The following is a 23,436-nucleotide window of genomic DNA, read 5'->3' as shown; positions in this document are numbered from 1 at the left end:
TAGTGTAAATAATTCATTAATTATAATTATCACTCTTATGAATCGCTTAATTTTACGTCACTTCGAGGTTTTAGAACAATTTATTTCAGACTTTAAAAGAGCAGAAGCTTTACTTCTCATTGCAGTTGGAAAAAGACAAAGGGATAAGGCAGAATATAAAATGGATCTCGTCATCTTTAATTTTGAAATTTATACCTCAAAATACCCTGAAATCTATAATTTCTTCTTGGGAAAATTTCAGGATGAATTTAAGAAAAGGGAGGAATGGGATCGCTTGAGATCCAGAGAGAATTTTGTGCCTTATCTGAAAAATTTAATGAATTCTGTTGGGATGCAGAATGCTTAGGTTAAGATCAAATAAGTCTATATCAACAATGCTTTAAAGCTGAAACTGATGTTTCTTCTTTAATACCCTTCTTTGATATGGTAATTTTAATTTGGTATGATGCTGTAGACAGAATTTTAATTTCCAGTGTGGTACAATATCAGGACATCTTGTTCATTTAACCTGTATTTTTCATATTTGAAGTTATAACTGGCATCAATTAAGTTCAGATTATTTGTTCTTGAGTTTTAACGATTTGTATAGGCTGATAAAAAATACCTTTGCTATAATCCTGGAATCAAGGATTCAGATTGTTTATTAAAAATTGAAAATATACCAGTCTGTTTATATACCATTTAAAAGCAGTAACTTTTTTATTTAAATGAATTCTTTTCAAAAACAGGAAGAGGAGCATAAGGTTTGTTATGGCTATCGGTAATCCAATGCACTTTCCAGTCTAATCCCTAAATTTTCCTGTTTCAAAATAAACGATCTCTCAGATTTAAGTTTACCACCTGATTTTTTTGTTTTAATCCAATAGTATTATCATTGATCTGATTTTAAATTTTTGCCTGAATAATGAATTAGTTGGTCTTCGAGTCTGAGACCTTCTCAATTCCAGATGTCAGCGTATTTTGAATTTCGTTTCATTTAGATCGGGGATAAGAGATTATATAGGATTTTTGCTATAGAGGGAGCATCCCTTTAATAGTCCATATTAATTCCTTTGGGATCTAGCATGTATTGCTACTGTAGTTTGAATTTTTTAAGTAGGCTAATAAAAAACCTGGAAAAAGATTAAAATATAGAGAAGTCTATTTTTTATAATGACAATTTACAGAGATCTAAAGTCTTAAATTAATCGTTTTAGCTAATTGTTCAAAAATCTAAAGATTGGAAAGGAAAATTTTTAAAATATAATATTCTATTAAAATATTAATTTATATATTGAGTTTTAGAATAGCTATATCGTTTTATCTTTAAATATTTGATAATGTATTTACGCATTTTTTCTTTCGCTTTATTAGTATTAATTTTTTCCTGTAAGGAATCTTCAGAAAAACAAAAACCAGGTAAGGCCTTATTTAACGGTCAGGATCTTTCGGGGTGGACCCAGATGGGTGGGGAAGCTAACTATGCAGTAGAAGATGGCATAATTGTAGGGAAGACCGTTAGCGGTACGCCCAATTCCTTTTTAACTACTGATAAAATGTATGATGATTTTATCTTAGAACTGGATTATAAAGTGGATTCCAGTATGAATTCGGGAATACAGATTAGAAGTAACAGTATTGCTTCTTATCAAAATGGTAGGGTACATGGTTACCAAATTGAGATCGATCCTTCAGAAAGGGCATGGAGTGCAGGTATTTATGATGAAGGTAGGAGAGGCTGGCTAGTCGATTTGGATAATAATTCTAAAGCACAAAAAGCTTTTAAACAAGGGGAGTGGAACCATTATCGTATAGAAGCCATAGGCGATACCATAAAAACCTGGATCAATGGAGTTCCTGCCAGCTTTTTGATAGATGATAAAACAGCAAGCGGATTTATAGCCCTGCAGGTACATAGCATAGCTAAAGATGATAAGCCTGGAAAAACGATCATGTGGAAGGATATCCGTATTCAAACCGATAGCCTGGAGCACTATTCCCAAAAAATGCAAATCGCTCCTGTGACCACTAAAAATACCTTAACCACATCAGAGGAAAAAGACGGCTGGAAAATGCTTTGGGATGGTAAAACCACCGAAGGTTGGCGAGGTGCACGTTTAGAGGACTTCCCACAACAAGGTTGGGAGATCAAAAACGGGATATTAACTGTACTGGCCAGTGGTGGAGCCGAATCGGCAGCCGGTGGTGATATTGTTACCGAGAAATTATATGGAGATTTTGAGCTTAAAGCAGATTTTAAAATTACCGAAGGAGCCAATAGCGGGATTAAATATTATGTAGATACAGATATTAATAAAGGACCAGGTTCTTCTATAGGTCTGGAATACCAAATTTTAGACGATGATAAACATCCAGATGCCAAATTAGGCAATCATGAAGGTAGCCGTACCGTAGCCTCTCTTTATGACCTTATCAAGGCCGATCCCGATAAACCCATTCATCCGGTTGGAGCGTGGAACACCGCAAGGATCATATCTAAAAACAATCATGTAGAACACTGGTTAAACGGCACCAAAGTATTGGAGTATGAGCGGGGCAGCGAAGATTTCAGGAAATTGGTTTCCGAAAGTAAATATGCCAAATGGGATCGTTTTGGAGAATTGGAAGAAGGTCGCATTTTACTGCAGGACCATGGTAACCGGGTATCTTTTAAGAATATTAAAATAAAAACATTATAGCATGGCGACAAGAAAAGAATTTATTACCAAATCCTTATTAGGCAGTGTTGCTGTTGCTGCATCCGGTGTGGCACCGAGCTCTGCTATGGCCATGCCTGCGAGTAGTTACCGTAAAATTATCGGAGCTAATGATAAACTGCATATAGGAATTGCCGGATTGGGTAGGCGTTTAGGCGCTTATCTTGATCCTATCGCCTTAAAAGAATCAAATGTAGAGCTGGTGTACTTATGTGATGTAATGCAGCATCAAAGGGAAAATGCGGTTAAACGTTTTTCAGAGCGTTTGGGATATTCACCTAAAGGGGAGAACGATATTCGTAAGGTGATCGACGATAAAAAAATAGATATTCTGGTGAATGCTACTCCCGATCACTGGCACACTCCGGGCGCTATCATGGCCTTAAAGGCCGGGAAACATGTATATGTAGAGAAGCCCTGTAGTCATACCATGGACGAGAATGAGAAACTGGTAGCAGCAGCATCAAAGTATGATAAGGTGGTGCAAATGGGGAATCAGCAGCGTTCTTCGGCTCATACCGTGGAAGTGATCAACGCCATACATAATGGGGCTATCGGTACGCCTTTTAAAGCGATCGCCTTTTATACTAACGCTAGGGGAGCGGTGCCTAATCAAAAACCAGCGGCCGTTCCCAAAGGCCTTGATTGGGAATTGTGGCAGGGGCCGGCCCCAAGAAGAGCCTATACCGATAATACCTGGGATTACAACTGGCATTGGTATGGCTGGAATTATGGTACAGCAGAAGCCGGGAATAATGGTACTCACGAGCTTGATGTAGCCCGTTGGGCACTGGGCGTGGATTTTCCTCGTGAAGCAAATGTAGAAGCTTATAAGCGTTATTTTAAAGAAGATGGCTGGGAAATGTATGATACCATGAAGGCTACTTTTAATTTTGCGGATGATAAGATCATAGAGTGGGATGGGAGAAGTCGAAGTGGTTACGATCTTTATAATGGCGGTCGTGGAACTATTATCTACGGAAGTGAAGGTACCGTCTTTGTAGACCGTAATAAATATGAGATGTACGACCGCTCCGGAAAAATGATAAAGTCTACAGAATCCGGCTCTCAGGAAGCAGGTACTGCTCTGGGCGGTGGCGGTGATACCACCACAGCGCACATGCTTAATTTCTTTAATACCATTCGTGGAAAGACCACATTAAATGCCCCTATTGATGATGCCAGTATAAGCATGGCTATGGTGCATTATGCCAATATTGCATATCGCATTAATAAAGGCTTTGCCGTAGATGAGAAATCAGGAAGGATATATGATCGTGAAGCCATGAACCTTTGGAGCAGGAGTTATGAACCAGGTTGGGAACTGGACGTATAATCAGATTTAAAATAAACAGATATTCTATGAAAAAGGATATGATGAAAAACGATATGATGAAGCGAAGAAGTTTTGTAAAGCGAAGCAGTTTGGGAGCGTTGGGAGCAATGGCGGCCATGTCGGTACCTTCTTTAAATGCGCTGTCCTTCTCGAAAAATGATAGTATTAATATTGGGGTGATCGGAACAGGCGACCGTGGCGGCGGATTGATCCCTGTAATAGATGAGATCCCCAATTTAAACTTAATCGCTTGCTGTGATATCTTACCTTTTCGATTAGAGCGAGGGGTTTCAAGAGCTTCAGGTAAAATAAAGGGATATTCCGATTACCGGAAAATGCTTGATAATAAAGATATCGATGCTGTTCTCGTTGCTACACCGTTTAGTACCCATTCTGCCATAGAAATTGATGCCCTGGATGCCGGTAAGCATATTTATGGCGAAAAAACCACGGCGAAAGGTTATGAAGGAATAAAAAAGCTCAATAATAAGAAAAAAGAGAGTAAAACGATATTCCAAACAGGACATCAATATCATAGTTCACGTTTATATACCCATGTGGTCGATTTGATCAAAAAAGGCATGGTGGGGAATATCACCGCCTTTGAATGCCAATGGAATCGTCATGGGAATTGGCGCCGCCCGGTACCCGATCCAGATTTGGAACGATTGATTAACTGGCGGATGTACCGGGAATATTCAGGTGGTTTGGTAGCCGAACTATGTTCTCATCAAATCGATTTTGTAAACTGGGTAATGGATGCTGTTCCAGAACAAGTGATGGGTGCCGGTGGAATCGATTACTGGAAAGATGGTCGCGAAACTTATGATAATATTCATTTAATCTATAGCTATCCAAAAGGGGTTAAAGCCAAATTCACCTGTTTAACGTCTAATGCCCTGAACGATTATCAAATCAAAGTTTTAGGGGACAAGGGGACGATCATTCTTGATTATGAAAATGCCTGGTTTTATCCCGAAGGAGATTATGAGGATCGGGAACTTGGAGAGGTCGATGGCGTCTCGGGCGCAACAATGCAATGGGAGAAAGGTAAAGGAATGCCGATAAAGATCGAGCATACTCATTCTTCCAAACAGGCATTAATGGATTTTTCGGATAGTGTCTTGAACAATACCCAGCCAAAATCAGATTTTGTAACAGGAGCCAAGGCAGCCATCGCCGTACAAATGGGACTTGATGCCATGTATAATAACGAAATTGTGAAGTGGAAGAAAGATTTTAAAGATTTGTATTCATAGTTATTTATAGTTTAGAATTATGATAATGGTATTAAATTTATTAGCATTGATAAGTTTATGATCTCCATTTTGCCTAGGATTATAATGATATCTTCGAAATTTTAAAAAGATTTTTCCATTCATACTGCAATAGCCTACCTCAAACTTTTTGATTTCAATTTAGGATAACAATAACATTACTAAAACATTTGTTCTGTAATCAATTATTTAAATTGAAGCATTGCTTTTAACTTGAAAAAATCCTGAGAAGGATTCTTTCAGGTTTTACATCTTAACTGGCTTCAAAAATAATTGTATATGGATGAAATTGAAAAATGGATTAAAAACCGTGATGAAAATCAATTAACTAAAGATGAAGAGAAAATCTTTGACGAAATTGGTTTAAACGGAACTTCCCGTAGAAAATTTTTAAAACAAATGTCTGCGGCAAGCTTGAGTATTTGCGCTTCTTCTTATTTAACTTCAGATCTATTAGCGAGTCCTGCCAGAGCTTTACCAGATAACCCCAAGGTACTTTTAAATGAAGTAAAGGTAAATCTTAAGGTCAACGATATGGTAAAACAATTGGCTTTAGATTCGAGGACTTCACTTTTGGACGCGCTTAGAGAACGTCTGGAACTTACCGGAACTAAAAAAGGATGCGATCACGGCCAATGTGGTGCCTGTACCGTAATGGTAGATGGTAAGCGTAAACTTTCCTGTTTAACTCTAGCCGCCACTTGTGAAGGTAAAGAAGTGACTACGATTGAAGGTTTAGCAGAAAACGGAAATCTTCATCCAATGCAGCAAGCTTTCTTAAAACATGATGGTTTTCAATGTGGATATTGTACACCGGGGCAAATTTGTTCTTCAGTAGCTTTACTAGAAGAAGCTAAACGCGGAGAAGCGAGTTATGTAACCGAAGATTTTAAACAGGTAAAAACCGATTTAAAACTTTCCGAAGAAGAAATTAGAGAGCGAATGTCTGGGAATATTTGTAGGTGTGGAGCTTATAATAACATAGTTCAGGCTTTTAAAGAAGTGCATTCTGGAGACGACGAGATGCCTACCTGGGAGTTCGCTACTGCCGAGCAAATGGAGAAAGCCAAAAACTCCTGATCTATTGATTGATTTTTAGGATCAAAAATCTTTTTGAATTCCTCTTTTAAGGATAAAACACAAACTAACTATGAGACCATTCAATTACACGAATGCAAAAAATAAAGAACAGGCACTTCAATCTTATACCAGTACTTCGCATTATTTAGGGGGAGGAACGAATTTGGTTGATTTGATGAAAGAAGATGTAGAACGTCCCGATCAATTAATTGAGGTCGCTAATCTGGACTATAAAAATATAATTAAAAAAGAAAGTGGCGGGTTTACACTAGGAGGAATGTTAAGTAATTCTGAGACTGCCAATCATCCCGATATTCGAAAAAATTACCCATTACTTTCTATGGCAATGCTTTCTGCAGCTACCGCCCAAATTAGAAATATGGCCACCAACGCCGGAAATTTATTACAACGTACACGTTGCCCATATTTTTATGAAACCTCTATGCCATGTAATAAAAGAGAACCGGGTTCAGGTTGCGGTGCAAAAAAAAGAATAAATGCACTACACGCTATTTTTGGGTATAGCGATAAGTGTATCGCAACACATCCTTCAGATATGTGCGTGGCGTTGGCAGCGATGGATGCAAAAGTAGAGGTGCACAAAGTAGGTGGTTCTTCAAGAATGATAGATTTTTCCAATTTCCACAGATTACCGGGAGATCAGCCTGAAAAAGATAACACTTTAGAACATGGGGAGTTGATCACTGCCATTCATTTAGATAAGCCTAAATTTTCTGATCATTATTATTATCTAAAGATACGTGAGCGCTCTAGTTATGCATTTGCTTTAGTTTCTGTAGCTGCCGGTTTGCAGATTAAAAGTGGTGTAATTACCAAAGCTGGTCTCGCCATGGGCGGCGTAGCACACAAACCCTGGAAGTTTACCGAAGTTGAAAAATTTTTAGAAGGTAAAAAACCGAATAAAGTAAACTTTGAAGCAGCAGCAGAAATGGCAATGCAAGATGCTAAACCTTTTGAAGGTAATAAGTATAAAGTTGAAATGGGTAAAAGGGCAATCGTAAGAGCGCTTACCCAAGCCTATGAAAGAAAAGCCTAAAATCCCTAATCTTAGAAAAAAATGAAAACAATAAAAGCATCAGGAGTAGGAAATCCTATAGATAGAATAGAAGGACACCTGAAGGTTACGGGGAAAGCAAAATATGCATCCGAGTTTCCTGTGGAAAATATGGTCTACGCTCAGGGTGTAAACAGTACCATAGCCAAAGGTAAAATAACATCTATAGACACTACAGCGGCAGAAAATCTGGAAGGTGTTTTGGCAGTTATTACATATAAAAATGCCGAAAAGCTGAAAAATTACACGAAAGAAATGACGGATTTTTCACTAACTACCATAGCACCGGTATTTCAGGATCGGCAGGTTTATTATTACGGGCAATATATTGCTTGTGTGGTTGCTGAAACTTTTGAGCAGGCGCAATATGCCTGTAGGTTGGTAAAAGTAACTTACGAGGAGGAAACACCGGATATTCATTTAGATAAGAATAAAAGTAAAGCCTATAAACCTGGAGATAGCGCAGATTTTACCCGAGGTGATATGGAGGCAGGAATGCGAGAAGCCCATGTGACTTTGGAAGAAACATACACTACACCTATCGAGCATCAACAGCCAATGGAGTTGCATGCTGCCATTGTTAGTTGGAATAATGCTAAGGTGAAAATGTACGCCAATCAGCAAATTTTAGATCAAGCGACAACTTCAATATCAGAGACTTTTAATATCCCTAAAGAAGATGTTCAAATTATCACTCCGTATATTGGTGGTGGTTTCGGGTCTAAACTGAATGTTTTTAAGCATATCACTATGGCTACGATGGCCTCTAAAATGATAGGGAGACCTGTGCAGATCACGGTGACGCGCCAACAAATGTTTACCAATACGGGAATGCGCCAGTTTGATGAACAGAAAATGCGATTAGGGGCAAAAAAAGATGGTTCCCTTACGGCTTTAGCACATCATACAACTTCGCATACGGCAAAGAATTTACAGTATTTCGAAGCCTGTGGGAATGTTTCTAAAATGCTCTATAAAACGCCAAACAATGCCGTGACCCATCGATTAATTCCTTTAAATATTCAGTGTCCAAGTTCTATGCGGGCCCCGGGAGAGGCCACCGGAAGTTTTGCTTTAGAATCGGCCATAGACGAGCTGGCCTGGAAATTAAAAATGGATCCTATCGATTTTAGAATAAAAAACGATACTCAGGTAGATATGGGTGAAGATAAGCCATTTTCTTCACGATTATTAAAAGAGTGTTTACGTATTGGAGCCGATAAGTTTGGATGGGAAAAACGTAAAATGCAACCGAGAACAAATAAAAATGGAAACTGGTTAATTGGTTACGGGGTAAGTGCAGCTTCACGTAGGGCTCCTTATATGAAAACTTCAGCAAAAGTAGCGTTAGAACTTAAGCAGAATGCTGTAAATGCAAACCTTAAGATGGATGCTACCGATATTGGTACAGGAACTTACACTATTGTCGCGCAAACCGTTTCAGAATATCTAAGCATTCCAGTAGAGAATGTAATAGTTGAAATTGGAGATTCAGAATTTCCGGTAACGCCGGGGTCTGGAGGATCCTGGGGAGCAGCTTCGTACTGCAATGGTGCACGAAAAGCCTGTGAAAATGCGATTGCTGAATTAAAAAAGAAACAAAATATTGCTGAATCTGAAGAAATTGAAATTGCAGAGTTGTTAAGACAAAACAATCTGTCTTCTTTTGAAGCCGAAGGAACCGTAGAGCCATCTGAAGAATACAAAAAACATTCGGTGTTTTCTTTTGGAGCTAATTTTACGGAAGTTTGGGTAGATAAAGATACCGGGATGTACCGTATTAAACGCATGGTAAATGTTGGCTCTGCCGGGAAAATTTTGAACCCTAAAACCGCCTACGGACAAATTATTGGCGGACTTACAATGGGGGCAGGAATGGTGATTGCCGAGCGTACGCAGGTAGAACCGAATTACGGAAACTTTATTACCAGGACGTTAGCTGATTATCACGTTCCGGTAAACTTAGATTTAGCCAATATAGATGTGATTTTCTTACCAGAAGAAGATAAAATTGCTAACGAAATGGGCATAAAAGGAATAGGGGAGTTGGGTATAACAAGTGTGGCAGCTTCAATTGCCAATGCGATTTTTAATGCTACCGGTAAACGAATGAGAGATCTACCCATCACTCCGGAAAAATTGATCGAAGCCGGTTTAGAACCAGGAGTGGCTTAGTGGAAAGACAATAGACCGCTTCGCTGCTAGAAAATAGAAAATAGATAAAAATCAGGAATTAAAATGAGAAATTTTGATTCCTGATTTTTTTATTTTTACTCACTACTCACTACTAAAAAGAAACAAACTCTACCAGATCGCCAACCTCAAAATCTTTTTCTGGTGGCAGTATGATTACTCCGTCGGCATTCGCTAAACTAATTAAATCTCCCGATCCATTTTCGTTTAATAATTCAGCTTTAATTTCACCATTTTCACTATTAGTTTTCACTAATAAATATCTTGTAATGTTTGAATTAGCATCAACAGCTGTATTCAAAATAACTTCTGATTTTAAATCTTCTAATTCTAAAGATTTTGTAAGCCATTTGATAAAATAAATATGATAATTCACAAAGGTGGAATTCGGGTTTCCTGGAAATGAAAAAACGGTAACATTTTTCTCTTGTTGTTTTCCAAACCACAGAGGTTTACCGGGGCGCTGCAAAACGCGATGAAAAATTTTTTCTACCTTCAATTCTTCAAAAATCTCTGGTAGATAATCAAATTTTCCTTTTGAAACACCTCCGCTAAGCAATAAAACATCATGATTTTTTATGGCGTTCTCTACCTGCTGGAGCATTATGTCTTTTTCATCACGAATATGAAGTAAAGTGGGAGTAATTTTTTCTTTTTGTAAAGCAGCAAATAAACTTAATGTATTCGAAGTTCTGATTTGATGCGGAAGCGGAGTTTCTTCAACGTTTACTAATTCATCTCCGGTTGAAATAATAGCGATTTTTGGTAATTTTTTGACTAAAACTTTCGATGTTCCTACGGTAGCTAAAACACCGATTTCTTTAGCTGAAATTCGTTGATTTTTGCATAGCACTTTTTCTCCGCTTTGGCGGTCACTTCCTTTACGATGAATATTTATCCTAGGTTTCACTTCAGTTTGTAGTGTCGCGATTCCGTTTTTAATTTCAATATCTTCATACATAATCACCGAATCACAATTTTTAGGCAACATAGCACCTGTCATAATCTCCACGCAATTTTCCAGACTATTTAAAATTCCCTGCGGACTCCCGGCGGCATAAACCGCTTCAATCTTAAAAGAAGTTTTATTATTTTCCAGCGCTTGTGAGTTAACTGCGATTCCGTCTTTGGTTACCCGATGAAAAGGCGGAAAATCGCGATCGGCAAAAATATCTTCTGCCAGAATCCGGTTTAGGCTCTCTAACAGTGGAATTTTTTCTGAACCAAAATGGGTTGCTGTAGCCAGTACTTTTTCTAAAGCTTCGGGTTGTGAGATCATAATTTTTTATTTAAGCTGTAAGTTCTGTTTTTTGTAGATATCAAATTTTATTGAATCTTGGTTACTATTGGATTAAAAGCTTTTGAAGCCACAAGTACTTTATCGCCCTTTTTAATATGTGCAATTTCATCTTTTGCAGAAACTGATTTAATCACATTATTACCAATCAAAACATGCAAAATTGAAACGACTTCCTCATCGATTTTTGCTAAAACTTCCCCGGTAAACTGAAATTTTCCGCTTAGCTTACTTTCGCTAAAAATTGAAATTGGCGTTCCGGTTTTGGTGATTTTCCCTTTTTCAAGAACCAAAACTTTATCGGCCATTTTAATAATCTCAGCAGGATCGTGGCTTATCAGAATAGTGGTTAGCTTATAGGTTTTATGAAGCTTCAAAACATACTCCTGAAGCTTAGTTCTCATACTATGGTCGAGTGCACTTAAAGGTTCATCCAGCAACAAAAGTTTTGGTTTTCGAACTAAAGCCCTGGCCAAAGCAACACGTTGTTGTTGCCCGCCCGATAGTTGTTGAATCTTTTGTTTCCGCAGATTTTCTAATTCCATCAGCTCGATCAGTTCTTCCGCAGTTGTTCTATCTTTTTTCTGCCGAAGGGCGAAGTAAATATTCTCCTCTACATTCATATTAGGGAATAAGGCATAGTCCTGAAATACGATTCCGATTTCCCGTTTTTGCGTGGATAGATTAATGTTTCTGGCAGCATCAAACCAAAAATTTGAGTCTTGTTTTATATAACCATCTTGCGGATCAAGTAAACCGGATAGCATTCTTAAAATGGAGGTTTTTCCGGCTCCGGATTTTCCATATAGTACAACAAAATCCTCGTCATTCAGTCTAAAATCGACATCAAGTATCATTTTTCCTTCCGCAGCAGACAGCTCTTTTTTTAGTTTACACTCGATCATTTTACAACTCGATTTAGGGATTTATTATTGATCAGGTAAACACAAAGCAGAATGCAAAAGCTTAATACAAAGAGAATGAGCGAAAGTGTATTGGCGTTACTATAATTTAGCGCTTCGACTTCATCATAAATAGCGATCGATGCGACACGGGTTTCGCCGGGTAAATTCCCGCCAATCATTAACACCACACCAAATTCACCAATAGTATGTGCAAAAGAAAGCACGATTCCCGTCAATAAAGCTGGTTTGATATTTGGAATCAAGATCTTAAAAAAAGTAGTGATTTTTGATTTTCCCAGAGAATATGCTGCTTCTTTTAAATAAACCGGTAAAGAGCTAAAACCACTTTGGATGGGATGTACCATAAAAGGTAAACTATAAATGAAAGAGGCCAATACGAGTCCACTAAACGAAAATACCAATTGCAATCCAAAAACATCTTCTAAAAACTTTCCCAGAAAACTTGATTGACCAAAAGCGATTAAAAGGTAAAAACCTAAAACAGTGGGCGGTAAAATAAGCGGCATACTCACTAAAGTTTCCCAAATGGGTTTGGTTTTACTTTTGGTAGCTGAGAGCCAATAAGCTAAAGGCGTCCCAATAATGAAAAGCAAAAGCGTTGTAATGGAAGCTAATTTTAAGGTGAGCCAAAGGGATTCCCAGATCATTCAGAAAGTATAATTTCGTTCGCTTTTACTAAAATAAGAACCTCCTGGGATTCCGCGAAATTCATTTGTTGCAAAAGCGTCGAACCAAGTAAACTTTTAATTTCTCCTACAGCTGATTTGAGTAAAATTTCACTTAGAATCTTTCCCGGTTTGATCTCGATAATTTCAGCTTTTAATTGATTCTGAATAGAAATTTCTGGTGTCAAATTTTTTGAAATAATCACCTCAGTTTCTTTAAAAAGCAGATTTATTTTTTGCTCGGGTTTGAGATATGAAGCCGTTTGCGGGGTTTCCACCAGAAAAACATTGAACATAGCATTGTTTTCTAATGCAATAGTCACTTCAGAGAGGTATTCTGAATTCTTGATATGCTTTATTTTTCCAGGGAGTTTATTCAAATTCTTTATTTTACTTTTTTAATTTCTATTTTAATTTTTGGTAGGCCAGATTAATTCATATTAAAATTTTGCATTTGATTATCAAATCACAGCGTTTTCAAATAATCAGCATTTAGTTACAACATTCAAAATTCAGAATTCAACATTTTCGCATTACTACATTACCAAATTTTTCAAGTCTTTAAACGATCTCGTCTCTTCTTTCTTTTCTTTATATTCTAAAACCTTGTTTTTCATTACTTCTCGATACTATTTTATTTTCGCTGTCGCTACAATAAAATCACTCGAAGTGACGGTAGCGTTCATAGTTGAAAAGTTAAAGGTTTAAAGTTGTTTTATTTTCACATCAACATATCTTAAAATTTTCTATTTGATTATCAAATCACGGCATTTTCAAATAATCAGCATTTAGTTATAACATTCAAAATTCAGAATTCAACATTTTTGCATTACTACATTACCAAATTTTTCAAGTCTTTAAACGATCTCGTCTCTTCTCTCTTTTCTCTATATTCTTAAACCTTGTTTTTCATTACTTCTCGATACTATTTTATCTTCGCTGTCGCTACAATAAAATCGAAGTGACGGTAGCGTTCATAGTTGAAAAGTTAAAGGTTTAAAGTTGTTTTATTTTCAAATCAATATATCTTAAAATTTTCTATTTGATTATCAGATCACGGCATTTTCAAATAATCAGCATTTAGTTACAACATTTAAAATTCAGCATTCAACATTATCACATTAGGACATTTTCACATCATCAAATCGTAAAATACTAACTCCTATACCCATACTTCCCTAATATCTTTTTCGCTTTTGCTGAAAACAGAAATTCGTAAAATTTACGAGCATTTTTTATAGTTTTTGGCCGTTCAGATTTCAATAATAAAGCTGCTTGTTCAATATTTGAATATTGAGAGGGATCAATTTCGATCCATTTTCCCACGTTCTTCATTTGAGGAGAAAGTACGACCGATTTTGCTGTAAATCCAATCTCTGCGGAACCGGAATGAATATAGCGATTAACTGCAGAAATGCTTTCTCCAAAAACGAATTTAGACTCTAAATTATCAAATTTCCCCGTTTTTTTTAGGAATTCTTCCGCAGCAAGACCATAAGGTGCGGTTTTGGGATTCGCAATGGCGATATGTTTTATTTTTTCTTCGGAAAGAATCTCTAGGGAAGGTTCTATGTTTTCTGAAGTAGTCCAAATCACCAAAGTGCCGTAAGCATAAATCTTGGGACTTTCTTTGCCAAAGCCTTCTTTAAAGAGGATATTAGGATACTTTAAATCTGCAGAAACAAAAACATCGAAAGGTGCTCCCGCTTTAATTTGGGCCGTTAGTTTTCCTGATGAACTCACCACAGCTTCACATTTTATGCCTGTTTCCTGCCTAAAAGTTTCAATTAACTCGTTCATTGCAAACTGCATATTGGCAGCGGTCGCAATTTTAATCGAATCTGGTTTTTTATCAGATTTACAAGAGAAAAGACTAAAGGAGATGCACAATAAAAAAAGAGACTGGAATTTAAAGAATTTCGGCATTAGCTTAAGTATGCTTTGTGGTTGCTGCTATTGTTGAGATAGCACTTATTCCGCCTTTTATATCTATAAATTCCCCCTGAATTCCTAAACCTTCCAGTAACCTAATCGCTTTTATACTTCGGATGCCTGACTGGCACAAAAAGTAAGTCGGTTTTTGAAGATTGATTTTTGATGATTCGTGCTGAAGCTTATTCAGTGGAATATTCTTCCAGTCTTTCTGAATGGTTTCCGGTAAGTTTTGTCTTTCTACTTCTTCAGGATTTCGAACATCGATAAGCTGAATATCTTCACCCTTCCACTTTTCCAGGAAATCTTCAGCTTCTATCGATTTTACTTCGGTAGCGCAACTGAATTCGTAATATTTTTGAAGTTCTTTGATCTTAAGATGATGCGGGTTCAAACCAAATTTTATTTTTTGCTGCGATTGGCTTAGTCCGTCAAACAGCAATAATTTTCCAGATAAGATTTCTCCAATTCCGGTAATGACTTTTACAGCTTCTAGTGCCTGTAAACTTCCGATAATTCCCGGTATGATTCCCAAAACACCATTTTCGTTACAATCAGGAATTTCTTCAGGGTTTGGCATTTCTGGGAACAAACAGCGATATGTTGGTCCGCCTTGATAATTAAAAACGCTTACCTGGCCTTCAAATGCATGTAATGCACCATACACCAAAGGCTTTTTAAGAATAACGCAAGCGTCATTTACCAAATATCGTGTTGGAAAATTATCTGAGGCATCTACCACTACATCAAAATCGGTAATAATTTCTAAGGCATTTTCCGTAGAAATAAATGTATAGAAAGGAATAATTTCAATTTCGCTATTAAGCGCTTCTAATTTTTGTTTTGCGACTTTAACTTTAGGCTGATCAATATCGTTTTCAGCATATAAAATCTGGCGCTGTAAATTACTTAAATCGACTACGTCATTATCAACAATACCGATGGTGCCTACGCCCATTCCACTTAAATATTGCAATACCGGAACTCCAAGACCACCTGCACCAATGACCAAAACTTTAGCTTCGGCCAGTTTTTGCTGTCCGGCTTCTCCAAATCCCTGCAATCGGGTTTGTCGTGTATATCGTTTAGGATTCAACTTTCTGTAGTTTTTTTAAGGCAAGTTCGTATTCTTGTTTATTGTTGGCATTGATCAAAATATCGTCGCTAGATGGGAAAATTAATTCTATATCTGAATTAATTAAAAATTTACGCGGACAAGTATTCATGCCGTTTTCCAAATATTCGATGGCTTTTGGAAAAGAACCTGATTCCCAAATAGCAAACATCGGCTCAGGTAAACCTGATTGATGAGTTGCGTAAGCGGTGGCTATTTTTTCAGGATTTCGCTGATCGATTAATTGCCGAATCGAGTTTTTGTCGATCAACGGTAAATCGGTCGCAACTACTAACCAGGCGACTTTTGGAAATTCCTGATGTGCACTAATCATTCCGTTTAACGGACCTCGATATTGGTCTTTATCGGTGATCGTTTTTAAGTTATCAGGTAAATTTTGGTGTTGCTCACTTCGTACGCTTAGGTAAACATCATCGCAAAATTTCTCTAAAAGTTCGTATAAATATTCTCGATGCGGTTTGCCATGATAAGCAAGCTCACCTTTGTCGGTGCCCATTCGGGTGCTTTTTCCGCCAGCAAGTACAAGTCCGTTTAGTTTAGTTTTCATTGTTTTTGTGTTAGCTATTAGCTTTCAGCCGTCAGCTTACAGCATATTTAAAATTCCACATTCAAAATTCAACATAATCCAGCATCACATTTTTAAATCATCGTATTTTCAAATTGACACATCAACACATTAGCAAATCAACATATTAAACTCCAAAATCACTTTTTCCACCGGTTTTCTTTTTCAGTTTGATTTCAGAGATTTCCAATTCGTGACTCAGTGCTTTGGTCATATCGTAAATGGTAAGTGCTGCGACCGAAACTCCGGTTAAAGCCTCCATTTCTACGCCGGTACGCTCATTACATTTTACCAAACATTCGATATCTAAGGAATTTTCGCCCGGCTGAATGTCTATATTAATTTTAGACAGGCGCAGCGGATGACAAAGTGGAATAAGATCGGAGGTTTTCTTTACTGCCTGAATTCCTGCAATGATCGCTGTTTGCGTGATACTTCCTTTTTTACTTAAAAAATCATCTGTTTGCAGCTGCTTAAAAACTTCCGTAGGAAATAAAATTCTACCGGTTGCGATGGCAGTTCGGCTGGTAATTTCTTTTTCTGAAATGTCTACCATTTCAGCGTTTCCCTGTTTATTAATATGTGAGAGTCTTTTATCCACCGATACTAGTCATTGAATTTTCGTAATAATTTTTATTTTGAGCTTCAGCTTCAAAACCATCTTTGGCTCTGCTACCAACAGCTTTTAATATCTCATTTTTGATGTTTTCTTCGGAATTTTCAGCACGAAGAATCTCACGAATATTTCGATCGGCGCTGGCATAAAGACAGGTGATAACATCGCCGGTAGCGGTAACTCTTAATCGATTGCAGCTTCCGCAGAAATTACGTGTAAAACTCGGAATGATCCCAAAACCACCTTCAAAACCTTCAATCTTATAATTTACCGAAGTCGAAGTTTCTTCCGAAGAAAGTTTTTCGATATTCGGATAATGTGAGGCGATGTGATTGTAAATCGCTTTATGATTCCATTTTATGGTCTGGAAGTTTTTGCTTCCACCATTAAAAGGCATTTCTTCTAAAAACCGAACCGAAACAGGATAATGCCGGGTTAAATCCTCCAGAATCGGAATTATATCGCCAGTATTCTGTCCATCAAGCGCGATAAAATTTACTTTTACATTAAAATCTTCCTGGATGAGTTTGATCAAGTTTCCGTAAACCGTTTCGAACTGATCACGGCGAGTCACTTTTTTAAAAGTTTCAGGTGTAATCGAATCCAGGCTTAAATTAATGTTTTTGATCCCTAATTCTTTTAATTCAGGAATATGCTCACCAATCAAAGTCGCATTAGTGGTAATGCTAATATCTTCAAGGTTTTCCAGATTAGCAAGTTTGCGTAGTAATATCATTAACTCTTTACGAACAAAAGGTTCACCGCCGGTAATTCTAATTTTTGTGATGCCTTGCTCCACCAAGATTTTACTTAATTGATATAATTCATCAATCGATAAAAGTTTATCTTTTTTTGCAAAATTAATTCCGCTTTCGGGCATACAATAATTGCAGCGCAAATTACAACGATCGGTCACCGCCAATCGCAGATAATTAATTTTTCTTTGGTGATTATCTATAAGCATTCAATTTCTTTTTGGGGATTTTAAATTCTGCTGTTTATGGGTGCGGTGTCACCCAGACTTCTTCTTTACCGTCGAAAAATTCTTTTTTCCAAATCGGTACTTTTTCTTTTAAGGTATCGATTAAAAATCTGCAGGCTTCGAAGCAATCATTACGATGTGCCGAGGAGGCACCAACTAACACCACGGGTTCTTCTATTTTCTTCTCGCCAACAGCATGCTGCATAATCAGTCGGTTTAAATTCCATTGCTTACTTGCAGTAGTAGCAATCTTCTCCATCTCTTTAAGTGCCATCGTCTCATATGCTTCAAAAAAAAGAGCATTCACTTTTTGATTTTGAGTAATATCGCGAACAGCACCTATAAAAACACAAATTCCACCGCTGCCGGGGTGGGAAAGTTCTTTGTAGATCACAGACGGATCGATATGTGGTATAATTTCAATTTTCTTTTTCATATATCATCTAAACTCAAAATTTTTCAAGAGCGTTAACCTCCGCTAACCGGCGGGATTATTGCAATTTCATTATCTGCTGAAATCTGTTGCTCGTCACCAGCATATTCTTCGTCAACGGCTACAGCCAGTGACGAAAGTTTTGCAAATTCAGGATATTTTTGAATAAGTTCTTGCTTTAGTTCGGCTACAGTTTTGGCCTTAAAAGAAGCGTCTTCCAAAAATTGATTTCCTACAATATCCTTTGCAATCCCGAAAAGTAAGATTTTCATTTTTTTAAGGTAAATATAAAAGCTGAATTGCACAATGACTTATGAAATTTAAACTTTCCTATCGAAAATTTTTAAAATTAAGAAAGATTTAAGAGCGAATCGCTTAATTCAAGCTATTCTATTGATTAATTTCAAAATTCATCAAAGTAGTTTATCCTTAAAACTATTCCTGAAGTATGAAAAAAAGTATGAAAGCAAGTCTAGTGTTGAATGTAAACGGAAAAGATCGAAGTTTAAGGATAACTCCTGAAACGCCACTGTTATATGCGCTTCGGAATAATTTAGAACTCAATGGCCCAAAGTTTGGCTGTGGGTTAGAACAATGCGGAGCCTGCATGGTATTATTAAACGGAAAAGCGAATCCTTCATGCAGAATTCCCGTGAGTGAAGTCATTGAGAAAAAGATCGTGACTATTGAAGGCCTTGCTGAAAACGGAAATTTACATCCCTTACAACAGGCTTTTATCGACGAGCAGGCTGCACAATGTGGTTACTGTTTAAATGGTGTTTTGATCAATTCGGTTTCGTTGCTGAATGAAAAGAAAAATCCTACAGCTGCTGAAATTAAAAATGGTCTAGAAAAGAATATTTGTCGTTGCGGTACGCATTCACGTTTTATAAAAGCCATAAAAAAAGTCTCAAAATCATAAAATATGAGTACTAACAGACGAACTTTTATCAAGCAAATGGGTTACGTGAGCCTTGGTTTTTCGATGTTGGGAACAGCCTGTGTTTTAGATTCAAAAAAATCAGTAAATGCTTTTGATGAGATCCCCAAACGCCCAAGCGAAGAGCAAATCAATGCCTGGATAAGAATATTAGGAGATGGCCGAATTAAGGTTTTAACCGGAAAAATGGAGTTGGGTCAGGGAATCAGGATTGCGGTTGCCCAGGTGGCTGCAGAAGAATTAAATACCAATATCGATCTGGTTGAAGTGAATCTTGCTGAAACTGGTGTAACAGCCAATGAAGGCTATACGGCGGGAAGTCGATCGATAGAGGCAAGTGCTATGAGTATTAGAAATGCGGCAGCCTGCGCCAGGGAAATTTTAAAAGAGCTAGCGGCTAAAAAGTTGAAAATCGATAAAGATAAACTTGATTTAAAAGATGGTTTTATTCTGAATGAAGAGCAGAAATTTTCTTTTTTTGAAATACTCGATGGGCAGCAAATCGAACGAAATTTAAAAATACCTCCTGAATTTAAGGCAAAAGCAAGTCGGAAAATCGTCGGCCAACCTATCAAGCGAAAAGATATATCGCAAATGGTAGTTGGCAAACATACTTTTATTCAGGATTTGCGATTTCCAGGAATGCTTCATGCCAGGATCATCAGGCCGCCTTCCTATACTTCTAAATTGAAATCGATTAATGAAAATGCTTTTTCTGGAAAAGAAGGCTTCTTAAAATTGGTCAAAATTGGTGATTTTTTAGGAGTAATTTCAGAAGAGGAATTTCAGGCTGTACAATTGCAACGAGAAATTTTTGCGAATACCGAATGGGAAACTGGAGCACCACTTCCGGCAGACAAAGATTTAAAAACATATATCAAAAATTTAGCAGCAGAGGTTGCGGTGGAAGAACAACGTGGCGATTGGGAAAAAGCTTTAAAATCGGCTTCTATTCAGCATAAAGCATCTTACTTTAAGCCTTACATCATGCACGCCGCAAACGGGCCTTCTTGTGCGGTAGCTATTTATAAGGATGAAAAATTAAAGCTTTGTACGCATAGCCAGGGTGTTTATCCTTTGCGGGAAACTTTAGCGCCATTATTAGAAATGCCGCAGGAAAACATTCACATTATCGGTACGCCGGGTTCTGGTTGCTATGGTCATAATGCTGCTGATGATGTTGCTGCTGAGGTAGCTTTGCTCGCTAAAAATTATCCGGGGAAGCATATACGATTACAGTGGATGCGGGATGAAGAACATGCCTGGGAACCTTATGGCACACCAATGGCTTTTGAAATGGAAGCCGGATTAACTCCAGAAGGAAAAATTGCCGGGTGGAAATACGATTTTTGGTCTGATGTACATAGTACACGACCAGGCGGAAATCCTGATAATTTATTACCCGCAAGGTATCTGGGGAAATCCTATAAAAAGCCGGCAGGAGGATTTAAAGGTGGAGCACTCAGAAATTCAGTTCCTTATTATGAGATTGCTGATTTACAAACTCAATCTCATATTTTTAGCGGGCCACTGCGGAGATCGGCTTTGCGAAGTTTAGGTGCCTTTGGAAATATTTTTGCAATAGAAAGTTTTATGGACGAGCTGGCCTATAAAGCAGAGAAAGATCCTATTCAGTTCAGGATCAACCATTCTTCAGATACTCGTTCGATTGAATGTTTAGAAAAACTTCAACAAAAAATAAATTCAGTTAAAAAATCTAAGAATCAGGGTGTTGGGGTCGCATTTTCAAGATATAAAAATTCATCGTCTTACTGTGCGGTGGCGGCTTTGGTTGAAGTTAGTGAAGAAGGTGAAGTTTTGGTAAAGAAGATGTGGGCAGTGATCGATGCAGGAGAATGTATAAATCCAGACGGACTTAAAAACCAGACGGAAGGAGGAATGATACAGGCGGCAAGCTGGACGATAAAAGAGAAGGTTTTATTTAGCGATCAACATATTATTAGTCTGGATTGGAATTCTTATCCTATTTTTAGATTTCCAGAGACCCCTGAGTGTGAAGTTGAGGTGATTGATAGAGTAGAACAACCGCCATTGGGAGCAGGAGAATCGGCGCAAGGTCCTGCCGGTGCCGCGGTAGTCAACGCAATTTTTGATGCTACGGGAATTCGAGTGAGGGATTTACCGGTAAAAGATCAGCTTGCAAAAGAAATAAATAAAAAATGACATACGAGTTTAAAGAAATAATTAGCCAGGTTTTAGAAAACCAGCAACACGGGAAGAAAAGCGTTTTGGCGAGTGTAGTGGCCCTTGATGGTTCTTCTTATAGAAAACCGGGCGTTCGAATGTTGATTACAGAAGGCGGAAAAATTACCGGAGCCGTAAGTGGTGGCTGTGTAGAAAAAGATGTGCTGTTTGAAGCGCAGTCGGTTTTAAAAACCGGAATAGCGAAAATGATGACTTACGACGGCAGGTATCGATTAGGTTGTGAAGGAACTTTATATATTTTATTAGAACCAATGGCTATTTCTTTGGAGTTTGAGCAACTTTTTTTTCAGCAAATAGCACAGCGAAAATCTTTTAAAATCGATTCGTTTTTTAAAAAGGAAGTTGGTGAGTTGGAAGTTTTAGAGTCGGTAATAGATTTTGGTGAAAAGCAATTTTCAATGACTTCCAGAGCATTAAGCTCTCATTCAGGATTAGAAAAGTTTAGTCAGCAATTATCACCAGTTTCAAAACTAATAATAATTGGTGCAGAGCATGATTCGGTAAAGTTAGGTATTTTAGCTTCGCAATTGGGCTGGGAGGTAAGTATCGTTTCTTCACCCAAAGATCCTAAAACCACTGAAAATTTTCCGGGAAGTAAAGAAGTTTTGGCATTGGAGCCAGAGCAAGTGAAAGAAATTGCAATCGACAACCAGACCGCAGTAGTATTAATGACACATAATTATGCCCGAGATCTACATTTTTTACTATCGATAAAAGATAAGCATCCTTTTTACATTGGGATTTTAGGATCTACAAAACGCCGCGAAAAAATGTATAATGAACTAATTGAAATGCAAACCGATATCGAATTTAATTTTTTTGATAAGCTTTACGGCCCAGCTGGTATTGATATTGGAGCAATTACTCCAGAAGAAATTGCAGTCGCTATTTTAGCTGAAATTTTAGCGGTGAAACGAGGAAAATCAATTCCGTCTTTACGAGAAAAAATGGGCGCTATTCATTAGGATTAAATAAGATGGGAACAAATTTTAAGACCGCAATTTTAGTACTTGCAGCCGGTGCTTCTAGCAGAATGAATGAAATTAAGCAAGTTTTGCCCTATAAAGATTCCACTTTATTAGGAAATGCATTGAAAATGGCCAAAATGAGCAAAAGTGCTCAAGTATTTTGTGTTTTAGGAGCAAATAAGGATGAAATTCAACAAAAAGTGGATTTTTTAGATATTGAAATTATAGAAAATAAAGAATGGAATGATGGTTTAGGAAAATCTATCGCTGTTGGCGTGGCAACAATTCAGAAAAATAGTGAGTATAATTCAATTCTAGTGATGCTGGGCGATCAGCCATTTATTACTTCCCGGTATTTAGATAAAATGATATCGAAATTTAACGAAAATCAATCTCCTGTTATCGCTACAAATTACTCAGGAAAACCTGGCGTTCCTGCATTATTTCCACAGAAAAATTTTTCAGAATTAGTAAAAATCAGCGGTGATTCCGGGGCAAAATCGATTTTAAAAAACCACGCAAACATCATAAAACTCGAAGCTGAAAACACTTTTGATGTCGACAGCCCCGAGGATTATAAAAAGTTACGTAGTGAAGTTTAAAGTTGAAAAGTTTAAGGTTTAAAGTTGTTTTTTTTACCGAATTTAAGATTCAAAATTATATCTATTCATATATTACTACATTATCACATTTTCAAATTGCCATATCATCTTTAACTTCGATACAATTGCTTCTGCGTCACAATCACTCAGCCGCCGCGAATCATCACATCATCACATTTTCAAATCGTCTTATTTATATTTTCTATATTCTTGTTTCTTGTCAGGTCGAGTGAATTTCAATGATCATTGAAATTCGTATCGAGACCTCGTTTCTTTTTACTTCTCGATACTATTTTATTTTCGCTATCGCTACAATAAAATCACTCGAAGTGACAGTAGCGTTCAAAGTTGGAAAGTTTAAGGTTTAAAGTTGTTTTTTTCTTTTTTCATTATTGAGGAGATCTCCTTGCCTAGTCTGCCTGTGAAGCATGGTTAAGGATGGCAAAAATTAGATTGAGTAGATAAAAATTTCGATATCATTTCGACTGAAGC

The 23,436-nt window shown here is 37.3% G+C and carries 22 protein-coding genes; 11 read left to right on the top strand and 11 right to left on the bottom strand.

What is annotated here, in order from left to right; genetic code table 11:
- Window positions 1–37: 37 nt before the first annotated feature.
- From AC13DP_RS01355 to AC13DP_RS01325, 7 genes are all read left to right on the top strand, one after another.
- Window positions 38–346 carry a hypothetical protein gene (locus AC13DP_RS01355; RefSeq protein WP_013072410.1) on the top strand — a complete coding sequence of 103 codons (309 nt, stop codon included), beginning with the start codon at window positions 38–40 and terminating at the stop codon, window positions 344–346.
- Window positions 347–1,319: 973 nt separating this feature from the next.
- The gene (locus AC13DP_RS01350) at window positions 1,320–2,678 is read left to right on the top strand and encodes a 3-keto-disaccharide hydrolase (RefSeq protein WP_347406437.1); all 1,359 of its coding nucleotides are present in this window, start codon (window positions 1,320–1,322) and stop codon (window positions 2,676–2,678) included.
- Between the two features lies 1 nt (window position 2,679).
- The gene (locus AC13DP_RS01345; protein ID WP_347406438.1) at window positions 2,680–4,032 is read left to right on the top strand and encodes a Gfo/Idh/MocA family protein; all 1,353 of its coding nucleotides are present in this window, start codon (window positions 2,680–2,682) and stop codon (window positions 4,030–4,032) included.
- A gap of 26 nt (window positions 4,033–4,058) precedes the next feature.
- Window positions 4,059–5,291 (top strand): Gfo/Idh/MocA family protein, encoded by a 1,233-nt coding sequence (locus AC13DP_RS01340; protein WP_347406439.1) that lies wholly within the window; start codon window positions 4,059–4,061, stop codon window positions 5,289–5,291.
- Window positions 5,292–5,588: 297 nt separating this feature from the next.
- Window positions 5,589–6,389: a 2Fe-2S iron-sulfur cluster-binding protein gene (locus tag AC13DP_RS01335; protein WP_347406440.1), complete on the top strand. Its 801-nt coding sequence runs from the start codon at window positions 5,589–5,591 to the stop codon at window positions 6,387–6,389.
- Between the two features lie 70 nt (window positions 6,390–6,459).
- A complete protein-coding gene (locus AC13DP_RS01330) occupies window positions 6,460–7,446 on the top strand; it encodes an FAD binding domain-containing protein (protein ID WP_347406441.1) in 987 nt (328 codons plus the stop codon).
- A gap of 21 nt (window positions 7,447–7,467) precedes the next feature.
- Window positions 7,468–9,639 carry a xanthine dehydrogenase family protein molybdopterin-binding subunit gene (locus AC13DP_RS01325; RefSeq protein WP_228252282.1) on the top strand — a complete coding sequence of 724 codons (2,172 nt, stop codon included), beginning with the start codon at window positions 7,468–7,470 and terminating at the stop codon, window positions 9,637–9,639.
- Window positions 9,640–9,751: 112 nt separating this feature from the next.
- Here the strand turns inward: AC13DP_RS01325 and AC13DP_RS01320 are convergent, their stop codons facing one another.
- The 11 genes from AC13DP_RS01320 to AC13DP_RS01270 all read right to left on the bottom strand — a co-directional run bounded on the left by AC13DP_RS01320 (window position 9,752) and on the right by AC13DP_RS01270 (window position 18,480).
- Window positions 9,752–10,936, bottom strand: a complete 1,185-nt coding sequence (locus tag AC13DP_RS01320) for a molybdopterin molybdotransferase MoeA (RefSeq protein ID WP_347406442.1) — start codon at window positions 10,934–10,936, stop codon at window positions 9,752–9,754.
- Window positions 10,937–10,983: 47 nt separating this feature from the next.
- Window positions 10,984–11,859, bottom strand: a complete 876-nt coding sequence (locus AC13DP_RS01315; protein ID WP_347406443.1) for an ATP-binding cassette domain-containing protein — start codon at window positions 11,857–11,859, stop codon at window positions 10,984–10,986.
- The gene (gene modB / locus AC13DP_RS01310; RefSeq protein ID WP_347406444.1) at window positions 11,856–12,527 is read right to left on the bottom strand and encodes a molybdate ABC transporter permease subunit; all 672 of its coding nucleotides are present in this window, start codon (window positions 12,525–12,527) and stop codon (window positions 11,856–11,858) included. The genes AC13DP_RS01315 and modB overlap by 4 nt, the downstream gene beginning before the upstream one ends.
- Entirely contained in the window at window positions 12,524–12,925 is a 402-nt protein-coding gene (locus tag AC13DP_RS01305; protein ID WP_347406445.1) for a TOBE domain-containing protein, read from the bottom strand. Before AC13DP_RS01305 ends, modB begins: the two co-directional genes overlap by 4 nt.
- A gap of 775 nt (window positions 12,926–13,700) precedes the next feature.
- Window positions 13,701–14,471, bottom strand: a complete 771-nt coding sequence (gene modA / locus AC13DP_RS01300; RefSeq protein WP_228252495.1) for a molybdate ABC transporter substrate-binding protein — start codon at window positions 14,469–14,471, stop codon at window positions 13,701–13,703.
- 4 nt (window positions 14,472–14,475) lie between these two features.
- On the bottom strand, window positions 14,476–15,573 hold the full coding sequence (locus AC13DP_RS01295; protein ID WP_347407381.1) for a molybdopterin-synthase adenylyltransferase MoeB: 1,098 nt from the start codon (window positions 15,571–15,573) through the stop codon (window positions 14,476–14,478).
- Window positions 15,563–16,159 carry an NTP transferase domain-containing protein gene (locus AC13DP_RS01290; RefSeq protein ID WP_347407380.1) on the bottom strand — a complete coding sequence of 199 codons (597 nt, stop codon included), beginning with the start codon at window positions 16,157–16,159 and terminating at the stop codon, window positions 15,563–15,565. Before AC13DP_RS01290 ends, AC13DP_RS01295 begins: the two co-directional genes overlap by 11 nt.
- A 145-nt stretch (window positions 16,160–16,304) precedes the next feature.
- Complete coding sequence (gene moaC, locus AC13DP_RS01285; RefSeq protein ID WP_483067189.1) at window positions 16,305–16,778, bottom strand: cyclic pyranopterin monophosphate synthase MoaC; 474 nt, start codon at window positions 16,776–16,778, stop codon at window positions 16,305–16,307.
- Entirely contained in the window at window positions 16,771–17,757 is a 987-nt protein-coding gene (moaA, locus tag AC13DP_RS01280) for a GTP 3',8-cyclase MoaA (RefSeq protein WP_483067188.1), read from the bottom strand. Before moaA ends, moaC begins: the two co-directional genes overlap by 8 nt.
- Before the next feature lie 34 nt (window positions 17,758–17,791).
- The gene (locus AC13DP_RS01275) at window positions 17,792–18,211 is read right to left on the bottom strand and encodes a molybdenum cofactor biosynthesis protein MoaE (protein ID WP_228252500.1); all 420 of its coding nucleotides are present in this window, start codon (window positions 18,209–18,211) and stop codon (window positions 17,792–17,794) included.
- 32 nt (window positions 18,212–18,243) lie between these two features.
- On the bottom strand, window positions 18,244–18,480 hold the full coding sequence (locus AC13DP_RS01270; RefSeq protein WP_483067187.1) for a MoaD/ThiS family protein: 237 nt from the start codon (window positions 18,478–18,480) through the stop codon (window positions 18,244–18,246).
- Between the two features lie 176 nt (window positions 18,481–18,656).
- On the opposite strand from AC13DP_RS01270, the gene AC13DP_RS01265 reads away from it, so the two are divergent.
- Genes AC13DP_RS01265 through AC13DP_RS01250 form a run of 4 tightly spaced genes read left to right on the top strand, consistent with a single transcriptional unit; the run spans window position 18,657 to window position 22,944 of the window.
- Window positions 18,657–19,130 carry a (2Fe-2S)-binding protein gene (locus tag AC13DP_RS01265; RefSeq protein ID WP_483067186.1) on the top strand — a complete coding sequence of 158 codons (474 nt, stop codon included), beginning with the start codon at window positions 18,657–18,659 and terminating at the stop codon, window positions 19,128–19,130.
- A gap of 3 nt (window positions 19,131–19,133) precedes the next feature.
- Complete coding sequence (locus tag AC13DP_RS01260; RefSeq protein WP_483067185.1) at window positions 19,134–21,332, top strand: xanthine dehydrogenase family protein molybdopterin-binding subunit; 2,199 nt, start codon at window positions 19,134–19,136, stop codon at window positions 21,330–21,332.
- The gene (locus AC13DP_RS01255; protein ID WP_483067184.1) at window positions 21,329–22,339 is read left to right on the top strand and encodes an XdhC family protein; all 1,011 of its coding nucleotides are present in this window, start codon (window positions 21,329–21,331) and stop codon (window positions 22,337–22,339) included. Before AC13DP_RS01260 ends, AC13DP_RS01255 begins: the two co-directional genes overlap by 4 nt.
- Window positions 22,340–22,350: 11 nt before the next feature.
- Entirely contained in the window at window positions 22,351–22,944 is a 594-nt protein-coding gene (locus tag AC13DP_RS01250; RefSeq protein WP_483067183.1) for a nucleotidyltransferase family protein, read from the top strand.
- The last annotated feature ends 492 nt before the right edge of the window (window positions 22,945–23,436 follow it).

The sequence above is a fragment of the Zunongwangia sp. L-65 genome, from assembly GCF_056859415.1.
The sequence above is the reverse complement of the archived record's forward strand: the minus strand, read 5'-3'. Positions and strand labels throughout refer to the sequence as shown.

Bases quoted from the DNA above. Each gene is read 5' to 3' on its own strand.
- AC13DP_RS01255 (WP_483067184.1), top strand. From the start codon at position 21,329: ATGACATACGAGTTTAAAGAAATAATTAGCCAGGTTTTAGAAAACCAG.
- AC13DP_RS01320 (WP_347406442.1), bottom strand. From the start codon at position 10,936: ATGATCTCACAACCCGAAGCTTTAGAAAAAGTACTGGCTACAGCAACC.
- AC13DP_RS01345 (WP_347406438.1), top strand. From the start codon at position 2,680: ATGGCGACAAGAAAAGAATTTATTACCAAATCCTTATTAGGCAGTGTT.
- AC13DP_RS01340 (WP_347406439.1), top strand. From the start codon at position 4,059: ATGAAAAAGGATATGATGAAAAACGATATGATGAAGCGAAGAAGTTTT.
- AC13DP_RS01335 (WP_347406440.1), top strand. From the start codon at position 5,589: ATGGATGAAATTGAAAAATGGATTAAAAACCGTGATGAAAATCAATTA.
- AC13DP_RS01260 (WP_483067185.1), top strand. From the start codon at position 19,134: ATGAGTACTAACAGACGAACTTTTATCAAGCAAATGGGTTACGTGAGC.
- AC13DP_RS01350 (WP_347406437.1), top strand. From the start codon at position 1,320: ATGTATTTACGCATTTTTTCTTTCGCTTTATTAGTATTAATTTTTTCC.
- AC13DP_RS01290 (WP_347407380.1), bottom strand. From the start codon at position 16,159: ATGAAAACTAAACTAAACGGACTTGTACTTGCTGGCGGAAAAAGCACC.
- modA (WP_228252495.1), bottom strand. From the start codon at position 14,471: ATGCCGAAATTCTTTAAATTCCAGTCTCTTTTTTTATTGTGCATCTCC.
- AC13DP_RS01275 (WP_228252500.1), bottom strand. From the start codon at position 18,211: ATGAAAAAGAAAATTGAAATTATACCACATATCGATCCGTCTGTGATC.
- AC13DP_RS01250 (WP_483067183.1), top strand. From the start codon at position 22,351: ATGGGAACAAATTTTAAGACCGCAATTTTAGTACTTGCAGCCGGTGCT.
- moaA (WP_483067188.1), bottom strand. From the start codon at position 17,757: ATGCTTATAGATAATCACCAAAGAAAAATTAATTATCTGCGATTGGCG.
- modB (WP_347406444.1), bottom strand. From the start codon at position 12,527: ATGATCTGGGAATCCCTTTGGCTCACCTTAAAATTAGCTTCCATTACA.
- AC13DP_RS01325 (WP_228252282.1), top strand. From the start codon at position 7,468: ATGAAAACAATAAAAGCATCAGGAGTAGGAAATCCTATAGATAGAATA.
- AC13DP_RS01270 (WP_483067187.1), bottom strand. From the start codon at position 18,480: ATGAAAATCTTACTTTTCGGGATTGCAAAGGATATTGTAGGAAATCAA.
- AC13DP_RS01315 (WP_347406443.1), bottom strand. From the start codon at position 11,859: ATGATCGAGTGTAAACTAAAAAAAGAGCTGTCTGCTGCGGAAGGAAAA.
- AC13DP_RS01355 (WP_013072410.1), top strand. From the start codon at position 38: ATGAATCGCTTAATTTTACGTCACTTCGAGGTTTTAGAACAATTTATT.
- AC13DP_RS01265 (WP_483067186.1), top strand. From the start codon at position 18,657: ATGAAAAAAAGTATGAAAGCAAGTCTAGTGTTGAATGTAAACGGAAAA.
- AC13DP_RS01330 (WP_347406441.1), top strand. From the start codon at position 6,460: ATGAGACCATTCAATTACACGAATGCAAAAAATAAAGAACAGGCACTT.